Here is a 14,303-nt window from a genome sequence, read left to right as displayed (position 1 = left end):
GTGATCCATGACGATCGGCTGAACCGTTCCCGCTCCGCTTTGGCTTAAACCTCGGGACCAAACAAAGAGAAGTCACGCTTATCGCTCTTTGATATGATCGGTGCTGACTGTACCACGGCAGGGCGGAAATTCTGGTGACGGGCGGGGATGCGGCTCAGGTACTGCCGCGTAAGATCATCCATATAGACATGGACGCGTTTTATGCGTCCGTCGAGCAGCGGGATGATCCTGCCTTGCGTGGCCGTCCAGTCGCGGTTGGAAGCGCACGGGCGCGTGGGGTCGTCGCGGCGGCGAGCTACGAGGCGCGGAAATTTGGTGTCCGTTCGGCAATGCCGTCCGTCACTGCCCTGCGAAAATGTCCGGAGCTCATTTTCGCGCCGCCGCGCTTTGATGTCTACAAGGCGGTGTCGCGGCAGATCCGGGCGATCTTCGCCGATTACACACCATTGATCGAACCGCTATCGCTCGATGAAGCCTATCTTGATGTCACCAGCAATCTGACGAATATCGGCTCCGCCACGGAGATCGCTGAAACCATACGCAAGCGTATCAGGAGTGAGACCGAGCTGACGGCTTCTGCGGGCGTTTCTTACAATAAGTTCCTGGCCAAGCTCGCCTCCGATACCAACAAGCCGGATGGCCTGTTCATCATTACACCGAAAATGGGCCCCGTGCTCGTCGAAACCCTGCCGGTTGGCCGGTTCCATGGCATCGGCCCTGCCACAGCTGCCCGCATGAACGGGCTCGGCATTGAAACCGGCCTTGACCTGAAACGGCAATCGCTGGCCTTTCTGCAGCATCATTTCGGCAGGGCCAGCACCTATTATTACGGGATCGCGCGCGGCATCGACGATCGGCCGGTGCGGCCTGATCGGGAGCGCAAATCGCTCGGCGCTGAAAATACATTCGCCAATGATCTCTTCACTCTGGGACAGGGGCTGGCGGCTCTGGCGCCGATCGCCGACAAAGTCTGGCGTAGCTGCGAATTGATGCGGCTCACCGGCCGCACACTCACCTTGAAAGTGAAATATGCGGATTTTCAACAGATAACACGGAGCCATACGGTGACGGAAGGCATTGCGACGCGGCGTCAATTCGACGAAAAGGCAATGGCTCTGATCGCCTCTCTGTTTCCGCCGCCGAAGGGAATCCGGCTGCTCGGCCTCACGCTGTCTAATTTTGCACAGCCCAAGCCCCAGGATACACAGCTCCGACTCCCATTTGAGGGTTTGTCAGGGCAGGGGCCGTAAATGGACCCGATAGCGGCGCCCGCGTTCACGATAGGTTTCCGCCGTGCGCCCGAGCATGAGGCGATGTTTGTCGGTGATCTCACCGACGACCTTGCCCGGTGCGCCACGTACAATGGAGCCCGGTGGGATTTCCTTGCCCTCGGTAATGAGGCTGCCGGCGCCGATCAGGCAATGCGCGCCGATTCGCGCGCCGTTCATGATCGTCGCGCCCATGCCGATCAGCGATCCGGTCCCGATGAAACATCCGTGCACAATAGCAAGATGGCCGATGCTGACATCGTCTTCCAGAACCAGCGGGAAGCCCGGATCGGCGTGCAGAACGGAATTGTCCTGCACATTGACACCCTTGCCAATATGCAGGGTCTCCGTATCGCCGCGCAGGACGGTTCCGAACCAGATGCTGGCCTCGGCTTCCACGCGGACGCGGCCGATCAATGTGGCCGTCGGTGCGATGAAACAATCGGCATCGATCTGTGGCTGATGATCTTCCAGTTGATAGAGCATCGGCATTCGTTTCCCGTCCTGAAGATTGGTCTGTTCCCGCAGTCTCTCAAGCCGGCCGTTGCCGTTTCTCACGGCGGCCGTGCGATGATTCTGCGTGGGAAGAGTCTCGAGCCGCGCCGCGTTGATTACAACAGCTCGTGATCAATGAGACGCGCTTTCGGAGCATAATGCAATGGACCAGGCGCATCTACATTGCTCCATCTTTTTGTAAATGCAGCATATTTCCGAAAATCGGAATCGGCTGTCTGGTTTCGGGAAGAAGAGGGAGAGTCAGGGAGGAGAGGATTCGATATCCCCTTTCCTTTTCACCAGCGAATTTTCATAGAAATGGAAATATTTTCCAAATAAATCAGGATTTGAATTAGGCCCTGTCTGATTCCCGCGAAGCGCATCGGTTGGGCCGGACCTCACGCCAAATGGAGATTGTTATGACTTTATCCCTGGATATCGCCCGCCGGGTGGCGGAGGCCGCTCTTGCCAAGGGTGTCGAACTTAAGCTGAAGCCTCTGGCTGTTTCGGTGCTTGATGAGCGCGGCTGCCTTCGGGCTTTCTTCGGTCAGGATGGAATCAGCCTGCTGCGGGGCGAGGTGGCGCAAGGCAAAGCCTATGGCGCCCTGGCGCTCGGCATGGGATCGCGGGCGATCTTCAAGCGGGCGCAGGAACAGGCGTTTTTCATTGGGGCCGTCAACACGCTTGCGCAAGGTGCGATTGTTCCGGTTCCGGGCGGCGTGCTCATTCGGGATGCGGATGGAAATCTGCTCGGCGCGGTCGGCATCAGTGGCGACACCTCCGATAATGATGAGATTTGTGCCATCGCCGGGATCGAATCCGTCGGCTTGCGTCCTGACGCCGGCTGATGCCATTTCTAGCCGGGTTCATTGCCCGGCACGAAGACCGTGACGGCGTTGGTGCGGAGCGAGAAGTGGCCCGGTGTGCTCGTCTTGACTTCTCCGTCGGTATTGATGTCATGCGGGCGATGGCTTCGTAGAACCAGTGCATGTGTCTCGAAGGCCCTTACCCCCGCATGGCGACGCTGCATGCCCCTGCGGAGCGAAGGCAGGAGAAACAGCGCGTGGAGCCAGTTGCGGACATTGAGGCTATAGACATAGAGCCTTTTATCGTCAGGTTCCGCCGCTTCGTGAATCTGCATGCCGCCGCCGTAATAGCGGCCATTGCCGACCGAAACCTGGATGCTCTTGAATGTCTCGGTGATACCGTCATGCTCCAGGCACACTGTGAACGGACGGCTTTGCGAGGCGATCTGTAAGGCGCCGATGGCGTAGCCGAGCACGCCGAAGCGGCTTTTCGCGCGCTTGGTGAGATGGGCGGCCAGCATGGCGCTGAAGCCGATGCTCGCCACGTTGAAGAATGGCTGATCATTGACGATGCCGAGGTCGATTGTGCGGCATTGCGAGGCGGAGATGATGTTCACGGCAGCTTCGATCTCCCCCGGTATGCCCAGGGTGCGGGCGAGATCATTGGCCGTGCCGAGCGGCACGATTCCCAGCGGCAGGCGCGTCTTGCAAAGACCTTCGGCGCTGGCGTTCAATGTTCCGTCTCCGCCGGCGACGATGACGCAATCGACATCCTGGGCAAATTCGACGATCGCCGAGGAAACGTCCCGGCTCCCGTTGATCTGGGGGATGATCAGGTCGAATCCGCTCTGGCGCAAATGATCTTCGACGGTCTCCGCCATTTGCGCGGCGCGCCTGGCGTTCCGGTTGAGAATGAAAAGGGCGTGGCGGCGCGGCTGGAGGGTCGAGTGCATGAGGTCTTAAGCAACCACTTGAAGGGGAAAGGCGCATGGCCTTGCGATTTTTTACAATAGCCATGCTTCGAAGACTGGACTTCCGCCACGCACTCATGCAAAACGCTGCGATCCGCGCGGGCGTGGCGGAACTGGTAGACGCGCCGGACTCAAAATCCGGTTCTGGTGACAGAGTGTCGGTTCGATTCCGACCGCCCGCACCACATTGATTTATTGAGTGTTTTCAATAACTTGCTGGCGAAACAGTCGAAGGTTTTGTAGCATCTTTGTGGAGCTTTGGAACGGGAATCAATCCTGTGGATAATTCAGCCGCCAAGTTCCATCGGCTTCCCGGACCAATACGAATCCAACGCCACTGGCATAGTGGATTTCGTAATAGTCCTGTTTAAGCTGGATCACCTCCGAAGCATTATTGAAGGCATGAAGTGCCGCCCCATCAGGAACGGATAGGTCAAGTTCATTGCCAGCGACGGAGTGCCAAGATTCCCCGTCGATTTCGCCTTTAAGAAAGCGCGACTTCAAAATCGCTTCGACCATATTGTTATCTGGAAAAGTATTCACAGTTTTCTCCTGTTAAATTAAGTGAGTGATTTAGTCCCGAAGCAAGCCTTCCGGCCAGATATTCCCGACAGTGCCGAGAATGATTTTGATTTGATCCGCTGTAACTTCGCCGGTTACAGCGCATGGGTCTGGATTGATCAGCGCGCCGACAAGGCGTTCATAGACTTCATCAGGCAGATAGACGCCAGAACCCGTTTCGTCATCGAATGAGTCAAGGTTTTTAAACGCCACTTCAATCCCCTTGATGGTCACTTCGATTTGAGCCGGGGATAGTTTTTTAATTTCCTGCATGAATTTCACTCTTCCAGTCAGATTAATCAACAAATAAAATCTAGTTATTTGTTTATTATCTGTCAAATAAGTGAGAATTTACTTATATTATCACATTCTATAGTAAGCAGTTACTTATTTATGCGGAAAAATACTCGTCTTCGACTTCACATAGAGGAATGCCAAGCTCATCCGCGAATTGATAAACGCGGCAAAGGTTGCGCCTGCCGTTTTTGAGAGAAGCCTTTAGTTCAACCTCGCGTGCGAATGCCGCGCGGATATGAAGCAATTCCGTCGCATCAGCGATTGGCATGGCTTTAAGGGCCGACAAGGGTGGTAGTAAGCGGGCCATATCTTCTCCTGTGGCTCTGTCCCGTCTGGGGGACAATTGCCCTATAGCGAGCGAGCCGGGGAGATTTCGAAATTGGATGATCGCGAAATATTTTTATTTATGTAAATAGAAGTTCGCTCGTCACGGCGCGGTCTTTGCTCGGTGCGATGAAGAAACCATATTTAGCTTACTTTCGTTAGTAAGGCTTGACGAAAGCTCCGTTTGTTAGGACACGAATGGAGAGAATTTGCTCCCGCAAGGCAAAAGCGATGATAAAACGAAACCTACTATGTTTTGCCCATGGGCATGGCACCGCTTGGGAAGCGATTTGTCTTGATCTTGATATCGCCGTGCAAGGTCACAGTGCAGATGAGGTTTTCAATCTTCTAAAAGACTCGATTTCCGATTATCTCAAAGCTGCTAACGACGAACCAAGTCCGGCACGGGAAAAATTGCTTAATCGTAAAGCACCATTTTTTGTCCGCGTTCGTTATCTTTTTGGTTTCTTTTGGCACGCCCTTCACGTGGATCGAAAGGACAATGAGACCGAGCATGGATTTACCATTCCGTGCCACGCCTAAAATGTACCTTTGGAGAGTTTTTAGAAATACTAAAAGCTCATGGATTTATTTTGCATAGACACAACGGAACAAGCCACGCAATCTATCGTAAAGAAGATGAAAAGGGTGTTTCGTTTGTGACAGTCGCTATGCATTCCTCTGGCGAGGAAATTAAACCAGATACGCTTCGATCAATGATCAGGCAGTCCGGTTTACCAAAAAAGATATTTCGGAAATAAGCAAAACCCCCGCCTAGTGCGGGGTTAATTCTTTCAATAATTGCAGCTTTAAGTTGTATTGGTTTCAAGCTGCTTCGCGAAGCATGGTCCGGAAATCGAAAGTATTATCCTTGCCTTGTCGCTCGACAATATAATTTGCCAAGTCTGCGCATATATCTTCCTTAGTAAAAAAATCCACCGGCTCTTTGTAAAGACTCGGCCAATTCCGCATCATGTCCAAACATGCCTGACAGATTCTAATTTCTTCATCCAACCATTCTATTTTTTTCTTAGATGGTTTGCGTAACTTTTTATACTGTTCCATGAAACTAATCCGCATGGTCTTGAAATTCTTTAAAGCTATTATAGCGAATCGCCGGAGAGATTGCACAAAATTGCTTAAAATATGATTGGCTCTAAAATCGCCTAGAAAGATCACTGACAGGCTTTAGCATTTTTTAGCTAGTACCCTAGCGGAGGCTATGCCGAAGGCCACTCCTTAGCCTCTGCTGTTAATCCTTGGAATCAATATCTAAGGTATTGGGCGGAAGGCGGGAGCGAGCGAAGCGAGCGGGGCAGAAAGCTAGTTCCGCAGATGTTGGGGAAGAGCAGGGAGTTTTTAATTCCGCAGATTGGTTTACCAAACCTCTGCGGAATGAGAGGGGAACTAAAATCGAAAGGGATTGGGGTGCCCGAAGGGCGTCCCAATTTCTTTCACCCTACTGGTAAGTTCTTATTTAGAAAATAATCTAATATTATATATATATATAAAAGAAAACTTGAAAAATTTTGGGACACCATCATTAAGCAATTGAAATATAAAGATTTAGTTTGAAATGGCAAAATGGCGTGGAACAGGCTTCAATGCCGTTAATCCAGCCTCCAAGAGATAACCTTGAAAAATTTTGGGACACCTCTCTAACCCCAAATATTTCCCGGCTTTTCGAGTTTCGCGATGGTCTCTAGGGTTCGCTTGCCCGCATCCCGGCTCACTTCGATGTCTGTTAGGACATAGAATTGCTTCGCGACCATTGCGCGGGAATCGTTCCCCAATGCTCTCGCGGCTTCTCTGGCGCGCAACCAATCCATGATTTCGGCTTCTCTGCCACGCAATTGACGAAGCTGCGCAGTCTCCGGCGCTTTCAATGATACAACTAAAAGTTGTTCCCTGTGATCGATCTCGGCAGGACTCATAGGCAAGGGGATTGAGCGAGCGACAGGGACATATTTTGCGCGCATGGCCTTTCGATGTTTTTCCTTCGCCTCTTCCCGTTCGCGTTCTTTTGCTTCGTTTTCCAGCCGAACGGCTTCGTTTTTGGCTCGAATTGCCGGATCATTGGCTTCGCGGAAATCCCGTTGTTTAATATAAAATCTGCGAGCGCATTCTATGAGCGGTTTCGATAAAGGCTTATGCGTGCCACCCAAATCGAGCATGTATTGAATAGCTTTTTGACCGCAGGCTTCACATGCCGGAAGGCCGTTGCTTTCCCGTGTCGGGCGAGTGCCGGGACATTTTGCACAATCCGAAGAGTTTCGATCGTATATATTATAACGCCCGAAACAATAGGGGATTTCTTGTTCCCCGCGCCGAACAGTTTTGAAATAATCAGAGCGGATTTTTTCTAGTTCGTATTTAAGTTTTGTATTGTAAATTTCTTCGGAAATCATTATATTTACTTTGCCTGTAAGTTATAACTTTAGACCGCCTTTTTTGGCGGTCTTTTTTTGGACACATTATTATAGCTATTTTGACGTTGGATTTGATGGAATTTTTATGGAAAATTTTGTGCAATCGATTCGATAGTTTGCTATAATATATAAGTCAAAGCAAACGGCATTGCTTTGATATCTTCCTTGCAGAAAAAGGCTAGACGGTTATTCCTCCCGTCTGGCCTTTTTCTTTATCTCGCCAAGTAACCTCCCGGCCTTGACTGCGATCTAATTTCATTCGCCGCGATTTGGCGCATTTGAGCTTCAATTTGACTTGAAACTTGCTTAGCAAGATCGTTGTTTTGCTCTTTCGTTCCACCGCTGGCGTTCACAGTCACGTTATTCGTCACGCTCATGCCGCCGCCAGAAGCGCCTGATACCGCTCCAGAAGCCGGTTTGATCGAAGGTGCGGAAATCGAGGGAGCCGAGACAAGGCCACCGCTCGCAAATCGAGGAACCTTGCCGGAATTGATCGCGTCCAGAAGAGTCCTGTGGCGGCGCGTGGCATCGGCTGAAACAACATATTCGCCATTGCTCAATAGGGCAGGGATTGAGTCCGATTTAGAGCTTCCCGGTCCAGAAACAGCGCCGCCATCAGCGAATTTGAACAGGCTTCCGATTCCGCCGCTAAACAACGCGCCAAGGATGCCGCCAGAACCTTCCTTGCTTGAACCTGAGCCGAACAGATTCGCCAATGGTCCTTCGCCAAGCAATGCGGCCTGTAGGGCGGCGCGCTCGATTTCCGCAGCAAGGTTTTTGAATGTCTCGCCAACGCTCTGTCCGTCAACGATTAGGCTCTCAAGGGAACCTTCGAGGCTATTTTTGAAGAAATCAGTCTGCGCCTTGGCATCCTCTTGAGCTTTGTCATAGGCTTTGATTGCGTCTTGAGCCGAAGTGATTTTTGACACGTTGTCGGCAATAGCCTTGCCTTCGGCACTGGTCGCGGAAACCATATTCTTGCTTAGCTCAAGCGCCAGGCGTTTTTCAGCGTCGGTTTTACCTAATGTCGCGGCCTCTGCCTGTTCCTGCCTCGCCTCTTCCTGCAAAGATTTGATCTGGGCTTTGATTGCGTCCGCCTGCTTCTCTTCTTCGGATTTACCGCTAGAATGTGAGGTTTTGGCGGGTTTTTCGCTATCAGAGACGGATTTTTCGTTGCCAATCAGATTGGTGGCGAGCGTTTTGGCTTCCGTATCAGAGAGCTTTCCGCCCTGTTTGGCGAAATCTGTTTGAAGGCTCTTGGCGCGATCCTCGATTGCCTTGGCGTCCGAAGACAGCTTCGACCTGCGAACCTGTTCCTGTGACAATTTGTCGTTTGCGGTCTTGAGCCGGTTCGCTTCTGCGAGTTCCTTCACGCCAGTCTGATTTGCGTCTAAAGCGGCGGTTTTGGCCTGACTTTCCGCATTTTTAGCCTCATTTATGGCCGCGTGAGCGTTTTGCGCGGCCTGCCGCACCATAGCGAGACGGGCAAGCAGAGTGTCGAATTTTCCGAAAGCGTCTTGGAACGATGGATTTACCGCGCCCATGGCTTCGATCGATTTTGCCGCCTCATTGGCGGCTTGAGCGTCGCCATCCATTCCACGTTTAATAATCTCTAGCGCCTGCGCCTTCGTCTCTTCGTTGATTCGGAAAGCGCCGAATTGCTCAAGATTCTGGACCAATCCGCGTAAGGTATCTGTGAGGCTTGAGGCATCGGCATCGAATGATTTGAGATGCGCGCCTTGCGTTGCCTCTGTGGCCTCGCGCATCTTGGTCGCGCCTTCAAGGGCGGCATTTCCTACGTTTTTCAGGCTTTGGGCAGTGCCATCGCCGGAATTTTTAAGCTCATCGAGAGCCTTGGCGTAGGCGTCCGCGACAGGTTTTCCCTCTGAAATCTTGCTCGCGACATAGGCGAAGGTTGCGCCAAGAGCCGCGATCGCGATGCCGACAGGTCCACCCATAACGGCGAGAGCCCGAGAAAAGATCGTGAGGGATGCCGATGCAATTCCCGCCGCTGTTCCGGTTGCCGTGATTCCTGCAACTGCCGCAGTCAAGGAAGCCGTCAAGCTCCCCATGCCAGCAATGACAGGTGTAATACCTGCCGCAAGCAGGCGAGCGGCCAAAATCGAGCCCAGTGCCGCCGCGCCAGTTCCGACAGTATCCAGATTATTTGCGAGACCGATGATTGCTTTGCCTGCTAGGTCTGTGGCGGTTTTGATTGCGTTACTATGACCTACATAAGCGATTGCTTTTGTTTCGAGGACATTGAACGCTTGTGCGATTGTCGGCTGAAGCTCTTTGAATTGTTTGTTTACGTCCTGCGCTGAATCGAGCAGGGCTTTAAAAACCTTGTCGGATGTTAATGCACCATCGGAACCAAGCTGTTTCAATCCGGCTGTAGTCGTGTTGAATGCCTTGGCGAGTGAAGCCGCAAGAGTAGGCGCATTTTCCAAGAGCGAGTGAAGTTCATCGCCCTGCAAAACGCCAGAACCAAGCGCCTGTCCAAGTTGCAGAATTGCGCTACTTGCCTCTTCCGCACTAGCGCCGCCAAGTGTTAGTGCCTTACTGACCGATTCGGTAACAACTAACACGTCCGCTTCGGACGCGTGAAGGTCTTTACTCGCGCGTGTTAGACTGGCAAACAAACTCGCTGTTTCGCTAAATGACGAAAGCGCCCTTTCGCTAATTCCCGCAACAAGATCAGTTGCAACGCCAGCGCCAGACGCATTCTCGCCCATGGCAGCTTTGATTTTATTTTGTGCGCTCACCCATGCGTCACTGTATTTTCTGATTTGTTCAACAGACAGTGCCGTTGCCATTCCTGCCGCGATCTTACCGGGATTGAAGTTCTCTAAGAACCCTTTGCCGATCGAATTGAGCTTGGCGTTTACACTGTTTGCAGCTTGGCCGAACGTGGTTTCTAGTTGCCGAGATGATCTCTTGGCACGGTTTTCGATCGATCCGAAATTATCATTTGCGGATCGTGCTGCTTTCTGCATATTCTTTTCGAAGTCGCGGATTCGCGCCTCAAGCTGCACAACCAATTGTGCGTCTTCGCTTGCCATAATCAAATATCCTTAAATTAAAAGATCAAAAATCCATCTGGTCTTGCAGAAACGTCATCGTAAATTGATCGATTGCTTTCGCCTACCGTCGCACGTGAAACCGCCATCCAAGTTGCTACAGCACCGTCAATCCTATCTGTGCTCTTGCCCTTGTGCATGGTGCGATTGCCTGCCGAATCCGTATTGATTGCGATATTATCGAAGCACCATCGCAAAACAGGATGCCCGCCGTGCTGAAACTTACCGGAAATGATTGCGCGTTCCAATTCATTCAAAGCAGGCGATTGCGTAACCCATCCTTGCCGGATCGTGATGCAAGGCAAGCCATCTTCGAGCAAAGGGGCCATGACTGGTTGTGCATAAGCGGGATCAAAGCCGATTTCTTGAACGGAATATTGGTCACATAAGCCGCGAATATAGAGTTCAACCGCCTTATAATCGATTACATTGCCGGGTGTGGCGCTGATATAACCATCTTCCGCCCATTGAACGTAAGGAACGTGATCACGATCAGAACGTGCCCTTAGATTATCAGCCGGGCAAAAGAAATGAGGTATAACAACGAAACCGCCGTCATCATCACGAAAAGCAGCAATCACGGCTGTTAGATCGGTTGTGGTGGACATATCTACGCCAATCCAGCAAGGCGAGCCTTCGAGGCTATCAAGATCAATCGGATTCGAGCCGCGATCATAGATTCCCATATCCACAAAGGGGTCTGTGGAGTGATCAAGCCAAATATTTAGATGATCGTTTTTGAATTTCTCGCGAAGGGCAGGGCGATTTTCAGCCTCGCGCGCTTCCTGCCTCAAAGCATCAAGATCAGGATAACCAAGGGATAAGCCAGGATTTACAGCAAACCAGACGTTTTCATCACGCCAGTCAGCATCTTTGTCTGTCTCAAAGAGAATCGGAAGCGTGCCGGGATCATCGATTTCGCCCTTTGCCACGCGGCGCGCATAGTCGAAAATCTCATAGGCGACGTTCTCTTGCCCGCGTCCAGCCTGCGAAATCACAATCGAAAGCGTTCCCTTGGTTTTTCCAAGGCCGGTTCGCAAAACATCGTAAAGTTTCCGATCGCGCCATGCGTGGATTTCATCAAACAGCACGAAGGAAGGGGTTCGGCCATTTTGTGCCGCCGCGTCACTCGAAACAGCCTTCATTGTCGCGCGGCTCTTCGAGTGAACGATTTGATGCCGGTAATCCAAGAGCTTTGTCGCCGCGACAATCCTATGATCGGCCTTCACAATGCCGGAAGCCTCTTCATAGGCGATTCGTGCTTGATCACGGTCATAAGCCGCGCAAATGATCTGGCCGCCTGTGATTTTCTCTGGTCCGATCGTATGAAGCAGACCAAGAGCCGCGCCTAGTGTGGTTTTCCTGCCGCCGCGCGGAAGCATCCAGACCACATTTTTAACGATCCGGGTTCCATCTGGTTTGCAGGGTCCATAAATGCGGCGAACAATTCGTTCCTGCCACGGATCAAGCTGAAACTGCCTGCCTGTTTTGGGATGCTTCAAGGCACGAAGGAAGCGAACCGCCCTTTCACCAAAACCGAAGGTGTCTTCAATCGGACTATTATCAAAGACCCAAGTCGGCTGAATCGTTTTCATCGTCGTTCTGAATATCTTTCGCGGGCCTCGACCTTGAAACAGGTGTCAGGCCAAGTTCTGCCGCAAGCAATCGGCTTTGAGTCATGGCGTCGTTTTTGACCATCATAGCGGGATGTTTTTTCTTGCCCTGTGGCGTGGTGATAACCATGCCTTCGGCTCGAATGAGTGATTCTGCCGCCATAATGTCACCTACTGCCGAACAGTAATTTGCGAATGTCGCTAGATCAGCCATAGTGAGGGTTTTACGTTCTTCGATCAGGATTGGTGCAACCCGTTTCCATTCTTTTTTCGCGTCATCGTTCAACCATGAAGGCGCGCTTGGCACTCGAATAATAGGGCTTGATCCGCTATAAATTGCTCCCGGCTTCCTTCCGCGCATTTATTTGATTTCCTTTACTGTGATATTCAGACCCTTGCGCCTGCCGATAACTTCAATATTTTCAATCTCATGAGGTTTGCCGTAAAGAATGACGTGATAATCATAAGCAACCGGCTTGAAACGGGTTTGAAATGTGTATTTCTGGATTGAGCGCGTGCCGCTATCCGATGATTGATTTTCCTGCGAATTTTCAACCATTTTAGCTCGCAACATGAAGCGGTCTTCATATGTTGTAATCGACGCGCCTGCCTCGTCAAAATTGTAAACCGGTCCCTTAAATAAAAGGATATGCTCTAAATCACCGGCATTCATTCTGAAAATTCCTTCATCAAAGCTTCGACCGTGATAACACCGTGTGAATAATCGCCGGATGGATCACGAAGAAAGCGAGTGCTGTTAATTTTAAGATCGATCACGCTTAAATTAGCGGGAGCATGTTTGATAATATCTTTGACCGTTCCTGATATTTTCTTCACGCTCGCTAAATTATCTTCCTTGGTCCAGATATGAAGATCCAGATATGTGTTTATGTAATCCCGGCCTAGATTAATATCAGCCGCGACGTTCTGGCCTTCACCAATGATCACGCAAGGAAAAATCTCTGGCGTCTTGGCACGATCAAAAACAGTGATGCCGCTCATATTAGGCGATGAAATAAGCGCCTGCCGAATAGCAATTTGAAGCGTAAGAGAAGGATCGTCACTCATTTGTTCCAATCATCCTTCACGGCTTTCGAAATTGCTCTTTTGGTCCTGTTTTCAATACGTTTCTTCAGAAGCCGGAATGCGGGCCAGAAAAATGGCTGTGCCTTCGCTTCGGCTGTTCCATATTCAACCAAGTGTGGATAGCGAACCTCTTGATTTCCGACAGTAATAGCGACTGCATTTTCCGGCACGATATGGGAACCACCCGGTTGCGAATAAGCAGGCGTCATTTGTCCGGCTGGCGTCACTGTAATCGAATCTCGCAAAGCGCCAGTATCAACAGGGGCAAGATGTTTCTGCATATCAGCGAGTTCATTCCCTGATTTCTGCAATGAGGGTTGAACAGCGTTTTTGACAGCCTTCGGAATTGCTTCGAGCCGCTTGGTTAGATCACGTAATTGCTTGCTCGCCATTAAAATGCGAAGTCCCGATAAGGCGTGATCAAGGCGGCAACGCCATATTCGGTTTCAAACGATCGTGCGGCATTCGTCCCGTTACGATCCTCATACAAATCAGCGGCAAGTTTACGTGTCGCCTCTTTGATCGGGCCGGGGATTTCAGCGCCATCATCGATAGGAACAATGAGCGTTGAAATGTATGAAGACGCGGCATCAATCTTGGATTGAAGCAAGGTGTCGTCGTCATCGAAAGTGATATTCAGATGGCTTTTTAGGTCATCCAGATCAATAAAACTTAGCATGAAAAATAATCCAATATAATCAAATAGGTAAAAAGTCTATTTTGTTGAAAATCTTGCGCGAACCATCCCCCGCCGGTCCCCTCTTGAAATTTTCGAGTATTGCACTACCCCCCGTTCACACTCACATTCCCGAAAATTTCATCAGAACCGCATTCATCTCACGCCATCAGCTAAACAGGTGTGTCAGTGCCAAAGATGGCTTGTGAATAATCACCAGATTCATCTTTGATTAGAGTCATCGTATTAACTATTTGTTCTGCGGATGTATATTTTGTAACCTTTTGAATTACTGAACTTTCTAGGTCATCGAAGTTTTCGCTAGTGGTGATCTCGATCTTTTTAACTAGGGCCTGTTAGTTCTTGAATTATTCCCTATATCTGATTGATGAGCACGGACAAGAGCTTACAAGTCTTCACGGATGAAGCCTGGGCGATCTGGGAGCCTCTGATCCAGGCGGTACAGCCGCATGGTAAAACGCCTTTGCAGAACCTGCGTCGGACCATTACGGCGATCTTCTGGCGGCACACCAACGGTGCCAAATGGCGCAGCATTCCGCCGGAGCTTGGTCCGTGGTGGAAGGCGGCGCAGACATTCATCCGCTGGTCGAAGCTCGGGGTCTGGGAACGGCTGCTTGCCCTGGTCCAGAAGCAGAAGAGCCCGGCACTGGGTATGACTTTCCTTGACGGGACCAAC

General features: G+C 51.0%; 18 protein-coding genes and 1 tRNA gene. 6 read left to right on the top strand and 13 right to left on the bottom strand.

What is annotated here, in order from left to right:
- The first annotated feature begins 188 nt into the window (after positions 1-188).
- Positions 189-1,250 (top strand): DNA polymerase IV, encoded by a 1,062-nt coding sequence (gene dinB / locus DL88_RS12335; protein ID WP_084705163.1) that lies wholly within the window; start codon positions 189-191, stop codon positions 1,248-1,250.
- Here dinB and DL88_RS12330 read toward each other — a convergent pair.
- Positions 1,233-1,754 (bottom strand): gamma carbonic anhydrase family protein, encoded by a 522-nt coding sequence (locus DL88_RS12330; RefSeq protein WP_034996551.1) that lies wholly within the window; start codon positions 1,752-1,754, stop codon positions 1,233-1,235. The two genes, dinB and DL88_RS12330, sit on opposite strands and share 18 nt — an antisense overlap.
- Positions 1,755-2,182: 428 nt before the next feature.
- Here DL88_RS12330 and DL88_RS12325 point away from each other — a divergent pair, with 428 nt between their 5' ends.
- A complete protein-coding gene (locus tag DL88_RS12325; protein ID WP_034996460.1) occupies positions 2,183-2,611 on the top strand; it encodes a GlcG/HbpS family heme-binding protein in 429 nt (142 codons plus the stop codon).
- Between the two features lie 8 nt (positions 2,612-2,619).
- Here the strand turns inward: DL88_RS12325 and DL88_RS12320 are convergent, their stop codons facing one another.
- Positions 2,620-3,522: a lipid kinase gene (locus tag DL88_RS12320; protein WP_034996459.1), complete on the bottom strand. Its 903-nt coding sequence runs from the start codon at positions 3,520-3,522 to the stop codon at positions 2,620-2,622.
- Positions 3,523-3,638: 116 nt separating this feature from the next.
- On the opposite strand from DL88_RS12320, the gene DL88_RS12315 reads away from it, so the two are divergent.
- A tRNA-Leu gene (locus DL88_RS12315) sits at positions 3,639-3,725 on the top strand.
- Between the two features lie 85 nt (positions 3,726-3,810).
- On the opposite strand, the gene DL88_RS12310 is transcribed toward DL88_RS12315, so the two are convergent.
- Both DL88_RS12310 and DL88_RS12305 read right to left on the bottom strand, forming a co-directional pair.
- A complete protein-coding gene (locus tag DL88_RS12310) occupies positions 3,811-4,083 on the bottom strand; it encodes a hypothetical protein (RefSeq protein ID WP_156971077.1) in 273 nt (90 codons plus the stop codon).
- 30 nt (positions 4,084-4,113) lie between these two features.
- Positions 4,114-4,374, bottom strand: a complete 261-nt coding sequence (locus tag DL88_RS12305; protein WP_034996456.1) for a hypothetical protein — start codon at positions 4,372-4,374, stop codon at positions 4,114-4,116.
- A 546-nt stretch (positions 4,375-4,920) separates the two neighbouring features.
- On the opposite strand from DL88_RS12305, the gene DL88_RS20350 reads away from it, so the two are divergent.
- Positions 4,921-5,265, top strand: coding sequence for a hypothetical protein (locus tag DL88_RS20350; RefSeq protein ID WP_156971076.1), 345 nt, complete (start codon positions 4,921-4,923; stop codon positions 5,263-5,265).
- Entirely contained in the window at positions 5,253-5,483 is a 231-nt protein-coding gene (locus DL88_RS19930) for a type II toxin-antitoxin system HicA family toxin (RefSeq protein ID WP_084705154.1), read from the top strand. Before DL88_RS20350 ends, DL88_RS19930 begins: the two co-directional genes overlap by 13 nt.
- Positions 5,484-5,547: 64 nt before the next feature.
- On the opposite strand, the gene DL88_RS12295 is transcribed toward DL88_RS19930, so the two are convergent.
- The 9 genes from DL88_RS12295 to DL88_RS12255 all read right to left on the bottom strand — a co-directional run bounded on the left by DL88_RS12295 (position 5,548) and on the right by DL88_RS12255 (position 13,609).
- A complete protein-coding gene (locus DL88_RS12295) occupies positions 5,548-5,787 on the bottom strand; it encodes a hypothetical protein (RefSeq protein WP_034996453.1) in 240 nt (79 codons plus the stop codon).
- 593 nt (positions 5,788-6,380) lie between these two features.
- Complete coding sequence (locus DL88_RS12290; RefSeq protein WP_156971075.1) at positions 6,381-7,130, bottom strand: hypothetical protein; 750 nt, start codon at positions 7,128-7,130, stop codon at positions 6,381-6,383.
- Between the two features lie 233 nt (positions 7,131-7,363).
- Complete coding sequence (locus DL88_RS12285) at positions 7,364-10,213, bottom strand: tape measure protein (RefSeq protein ID WP_034996450.1); 2,850 nt, start codon at positions 10,211-10,213, stop codon at positions 7,364-7,366.
- Positions 10,214-10,230: 17 nt separating this feature from the next.
- Complete coding sequence (locus tag DL88_RS12280) at positions 10,231-11,826, bottom strand: terminase large subunit (RefSeq protein ID WP_034996448.1); 1,596 nt, start codon at positions 11,824-11,826, stop codon at positions 10,231-10,233.
- Positions 11,795-12,205: a phage terminase small subunit P27 family gene (locus tag DL88_RS12275; RefSeq protein WP_034996447.1), complete on the bottom strand. Its 411-nt coding sequence runs from the start codon at positions 12,203-12,205 to the stop codon at positions 11,795-11,797. The genes DL88_RS12280 and DL88_RS12275 overlap by 32 nt, the downstream gene beginning before the upstream one ends.
- On the bottom strand, positions 12,206-12,517 hold the full coding sequence (locus tag DL88_RS12270; protein WP_034996445.1) for a phage head completion protein: 312 nt from the start codon (positions 12,515-12,517) through the stop codon (positions 12,206-12,208).
- Positions 12,514-12,912: a DUF3168 domain-containing protein gene (locus DL88_RS12265; RefSeq protein ID WP_034996444.1), complete on the bottom strand. Its 399-nt coding sequence runs from the start codon at positions 12,910-12,912 to the stop codon at positions 12,514-12,516. Before DL88_RS12265 ends, DL88_RS12270 begins: the two co-directional genes overlap by 4 nt.
- Positions 12,909-13,322 carry an HK97-gp10 family putative phage morphogenesis protein gene (locus DL88_RS12260; protein ID WP_034996442.1) on the bottom strand — a complete coding sequence of 138 codons (414 nt, stop codon included), beginning with the start codon at positions 13,320-13,322 and terminating at the stop codon, positions 12,909-12,911. Before DL88_RS12260 ends, DL88_RS12265 begins: the two co-directional genes overlap by 4 nt.
- Entirely contained in the window at positions 13,322-13,609 is a 288-nt protein-coding gene (locus DL88_RS12255; protein WP_034996441.1) for a head-tail connector protein, read from the bottom strand. The genes DL88_RS12260 and DL88_RS12255 overlap by 1 nt, the downstream gene beginning before the upstream one ends.
- Positions 13,610-13,994: 385 nt before the next feature.
- Between DL88_RS12255 and DL88_RS12250 the strand changes: the two genes are divergently transcribed.
- Positions 13,995-14,303 (top strand): IS5/IS1182 family transposase (locus DL88_RS12250; RefSeq protein WP_034996090.1); only part of this gene is annotated, 309 nt, incomplete at its 3' end.

The sequence above is a fragment of the Beijerinckia mobilis genome, assembly GCF_000745425.1.
Classification (GTDB): Bacteria; Pseudomonadota; Alphaproteobacteria; order Rhizobiales; family Beijerinckiaceae; genus Beijerinckia; species Beijerinckia mobilis.
The sequence above is the reverse complement of the archived record's forward strand: the minus strand, read 5'-3'. Positions and strand labels throughout refer to the sequence as shown.

Excerpts from the sequence above, each read along its gene's own strand:
- dinB (WP_084705163.1), top strand. The coding sequence starts at position 189 with ATGGACGCGTTTTATGCGTCCGTCGAGCAGCGGGATGATCCTGCCTTG.
- DL88_RS12330 (WP_034996551.1), bottom strand. The coding sequence starts at position 1,754 with ATGCTCTATCAACTGGAAGATCATCAGCCACAGATCGATGCCGATTGT.
- DL88_RS12325 (WP_034996460.1), top strand. The coding sequence starts at position 2,183 with ATGACTTTATCCCTGGATATCGCCCGCCGGGTGGCGGAGGCCGCTCTT.
- DL88_RS12320 (WP_034996459.1), bottom strand. The coding sequence starts at position 3,522 with ATGCACTCGACCCTCCAGCCGCGCCGCCACGCCCTTTTCATTCTCAAC.
- DL88_RS12305 (WP_034996456.1), bottom strand. The coding sequence starts at position 4,374 with ATGCAGGAAATTAAAAAACTATCCCCGGCTCAAATCGAAGTGACCATC.
- DL88_RS20350 (WP_156971076.1), top strand. The coding sequence starts at position 4,921 with ATGGAGAGAATTTGCTCCCGCAAGGCAAAAGCGATGATAAAACGAAAC.
- DL88_RS12295 (WP_034996453.1), bottom strand. The coding sequence starts at position 5,787 with ATGGAACAGTATAAAAAGTTACGCAAACCATCTAAGAAAAAAATAGAA.
- DL88_RS12290 (WP_156971075.1), bottom strand. The coding sequence starts at position 7,130 with ATGATTTCCGAAGAAATTTACAATACAAAACTTAAATACGAACTAGAA.
- DL88_RS12285 (WP_034996450.1), bottom strand. The coding sequence starts at position 10,213 with ATGGCAAGCGAAGACGCACAATTGGTTGTGCAGCTTGAGGCGCGAATC.
- DL88_RS12280 (WP_034996448.1), bottom strand. The coding sequence starts at position 11,826 with ATGAAAACGATTCAGCCGACTTGGGTCTTTGATAATAGTCCGATTGAA.
- DL88_RS12275 (WP_034996447.1), bottom strand. The coding sequence starts at position 12,205 with ATGCGCGGAAGGAAGCCGGGAGCAATTTATAGCGGATCAAGCCCTATT.
- DL88_RS12270 (WP_034996445.1), bottom strand. The coding sequence starts at position 12,517 with ATGAATGCCGGTGATTTAGAGCATATCCTTTTATTTAAGGGACCGGTT.
- DL88_RS12265 (WP_034996444.1), bottom strand. The coding sequence starts at position 12,912 with ATGAGTGACGATCCTTCTCTTACGCTTCAAATTGCTATTCGGCAGGCG.
- DL88_RS12260 (WP_034996442.1), bottom strand. The coding sequence starts at position 13,322 with ATGGCGAGCAAGCAATTACGTGATCTAACCAAGCGGCTCGAAGCAATT.
- DL88_RS12255 (WP_034996441.1), bottom strand. The coding sequence starts at position 13,609 with ATGCTAAGTTTTATTGATCTGGATGACCTAAAAAGCCATCTGAATATC.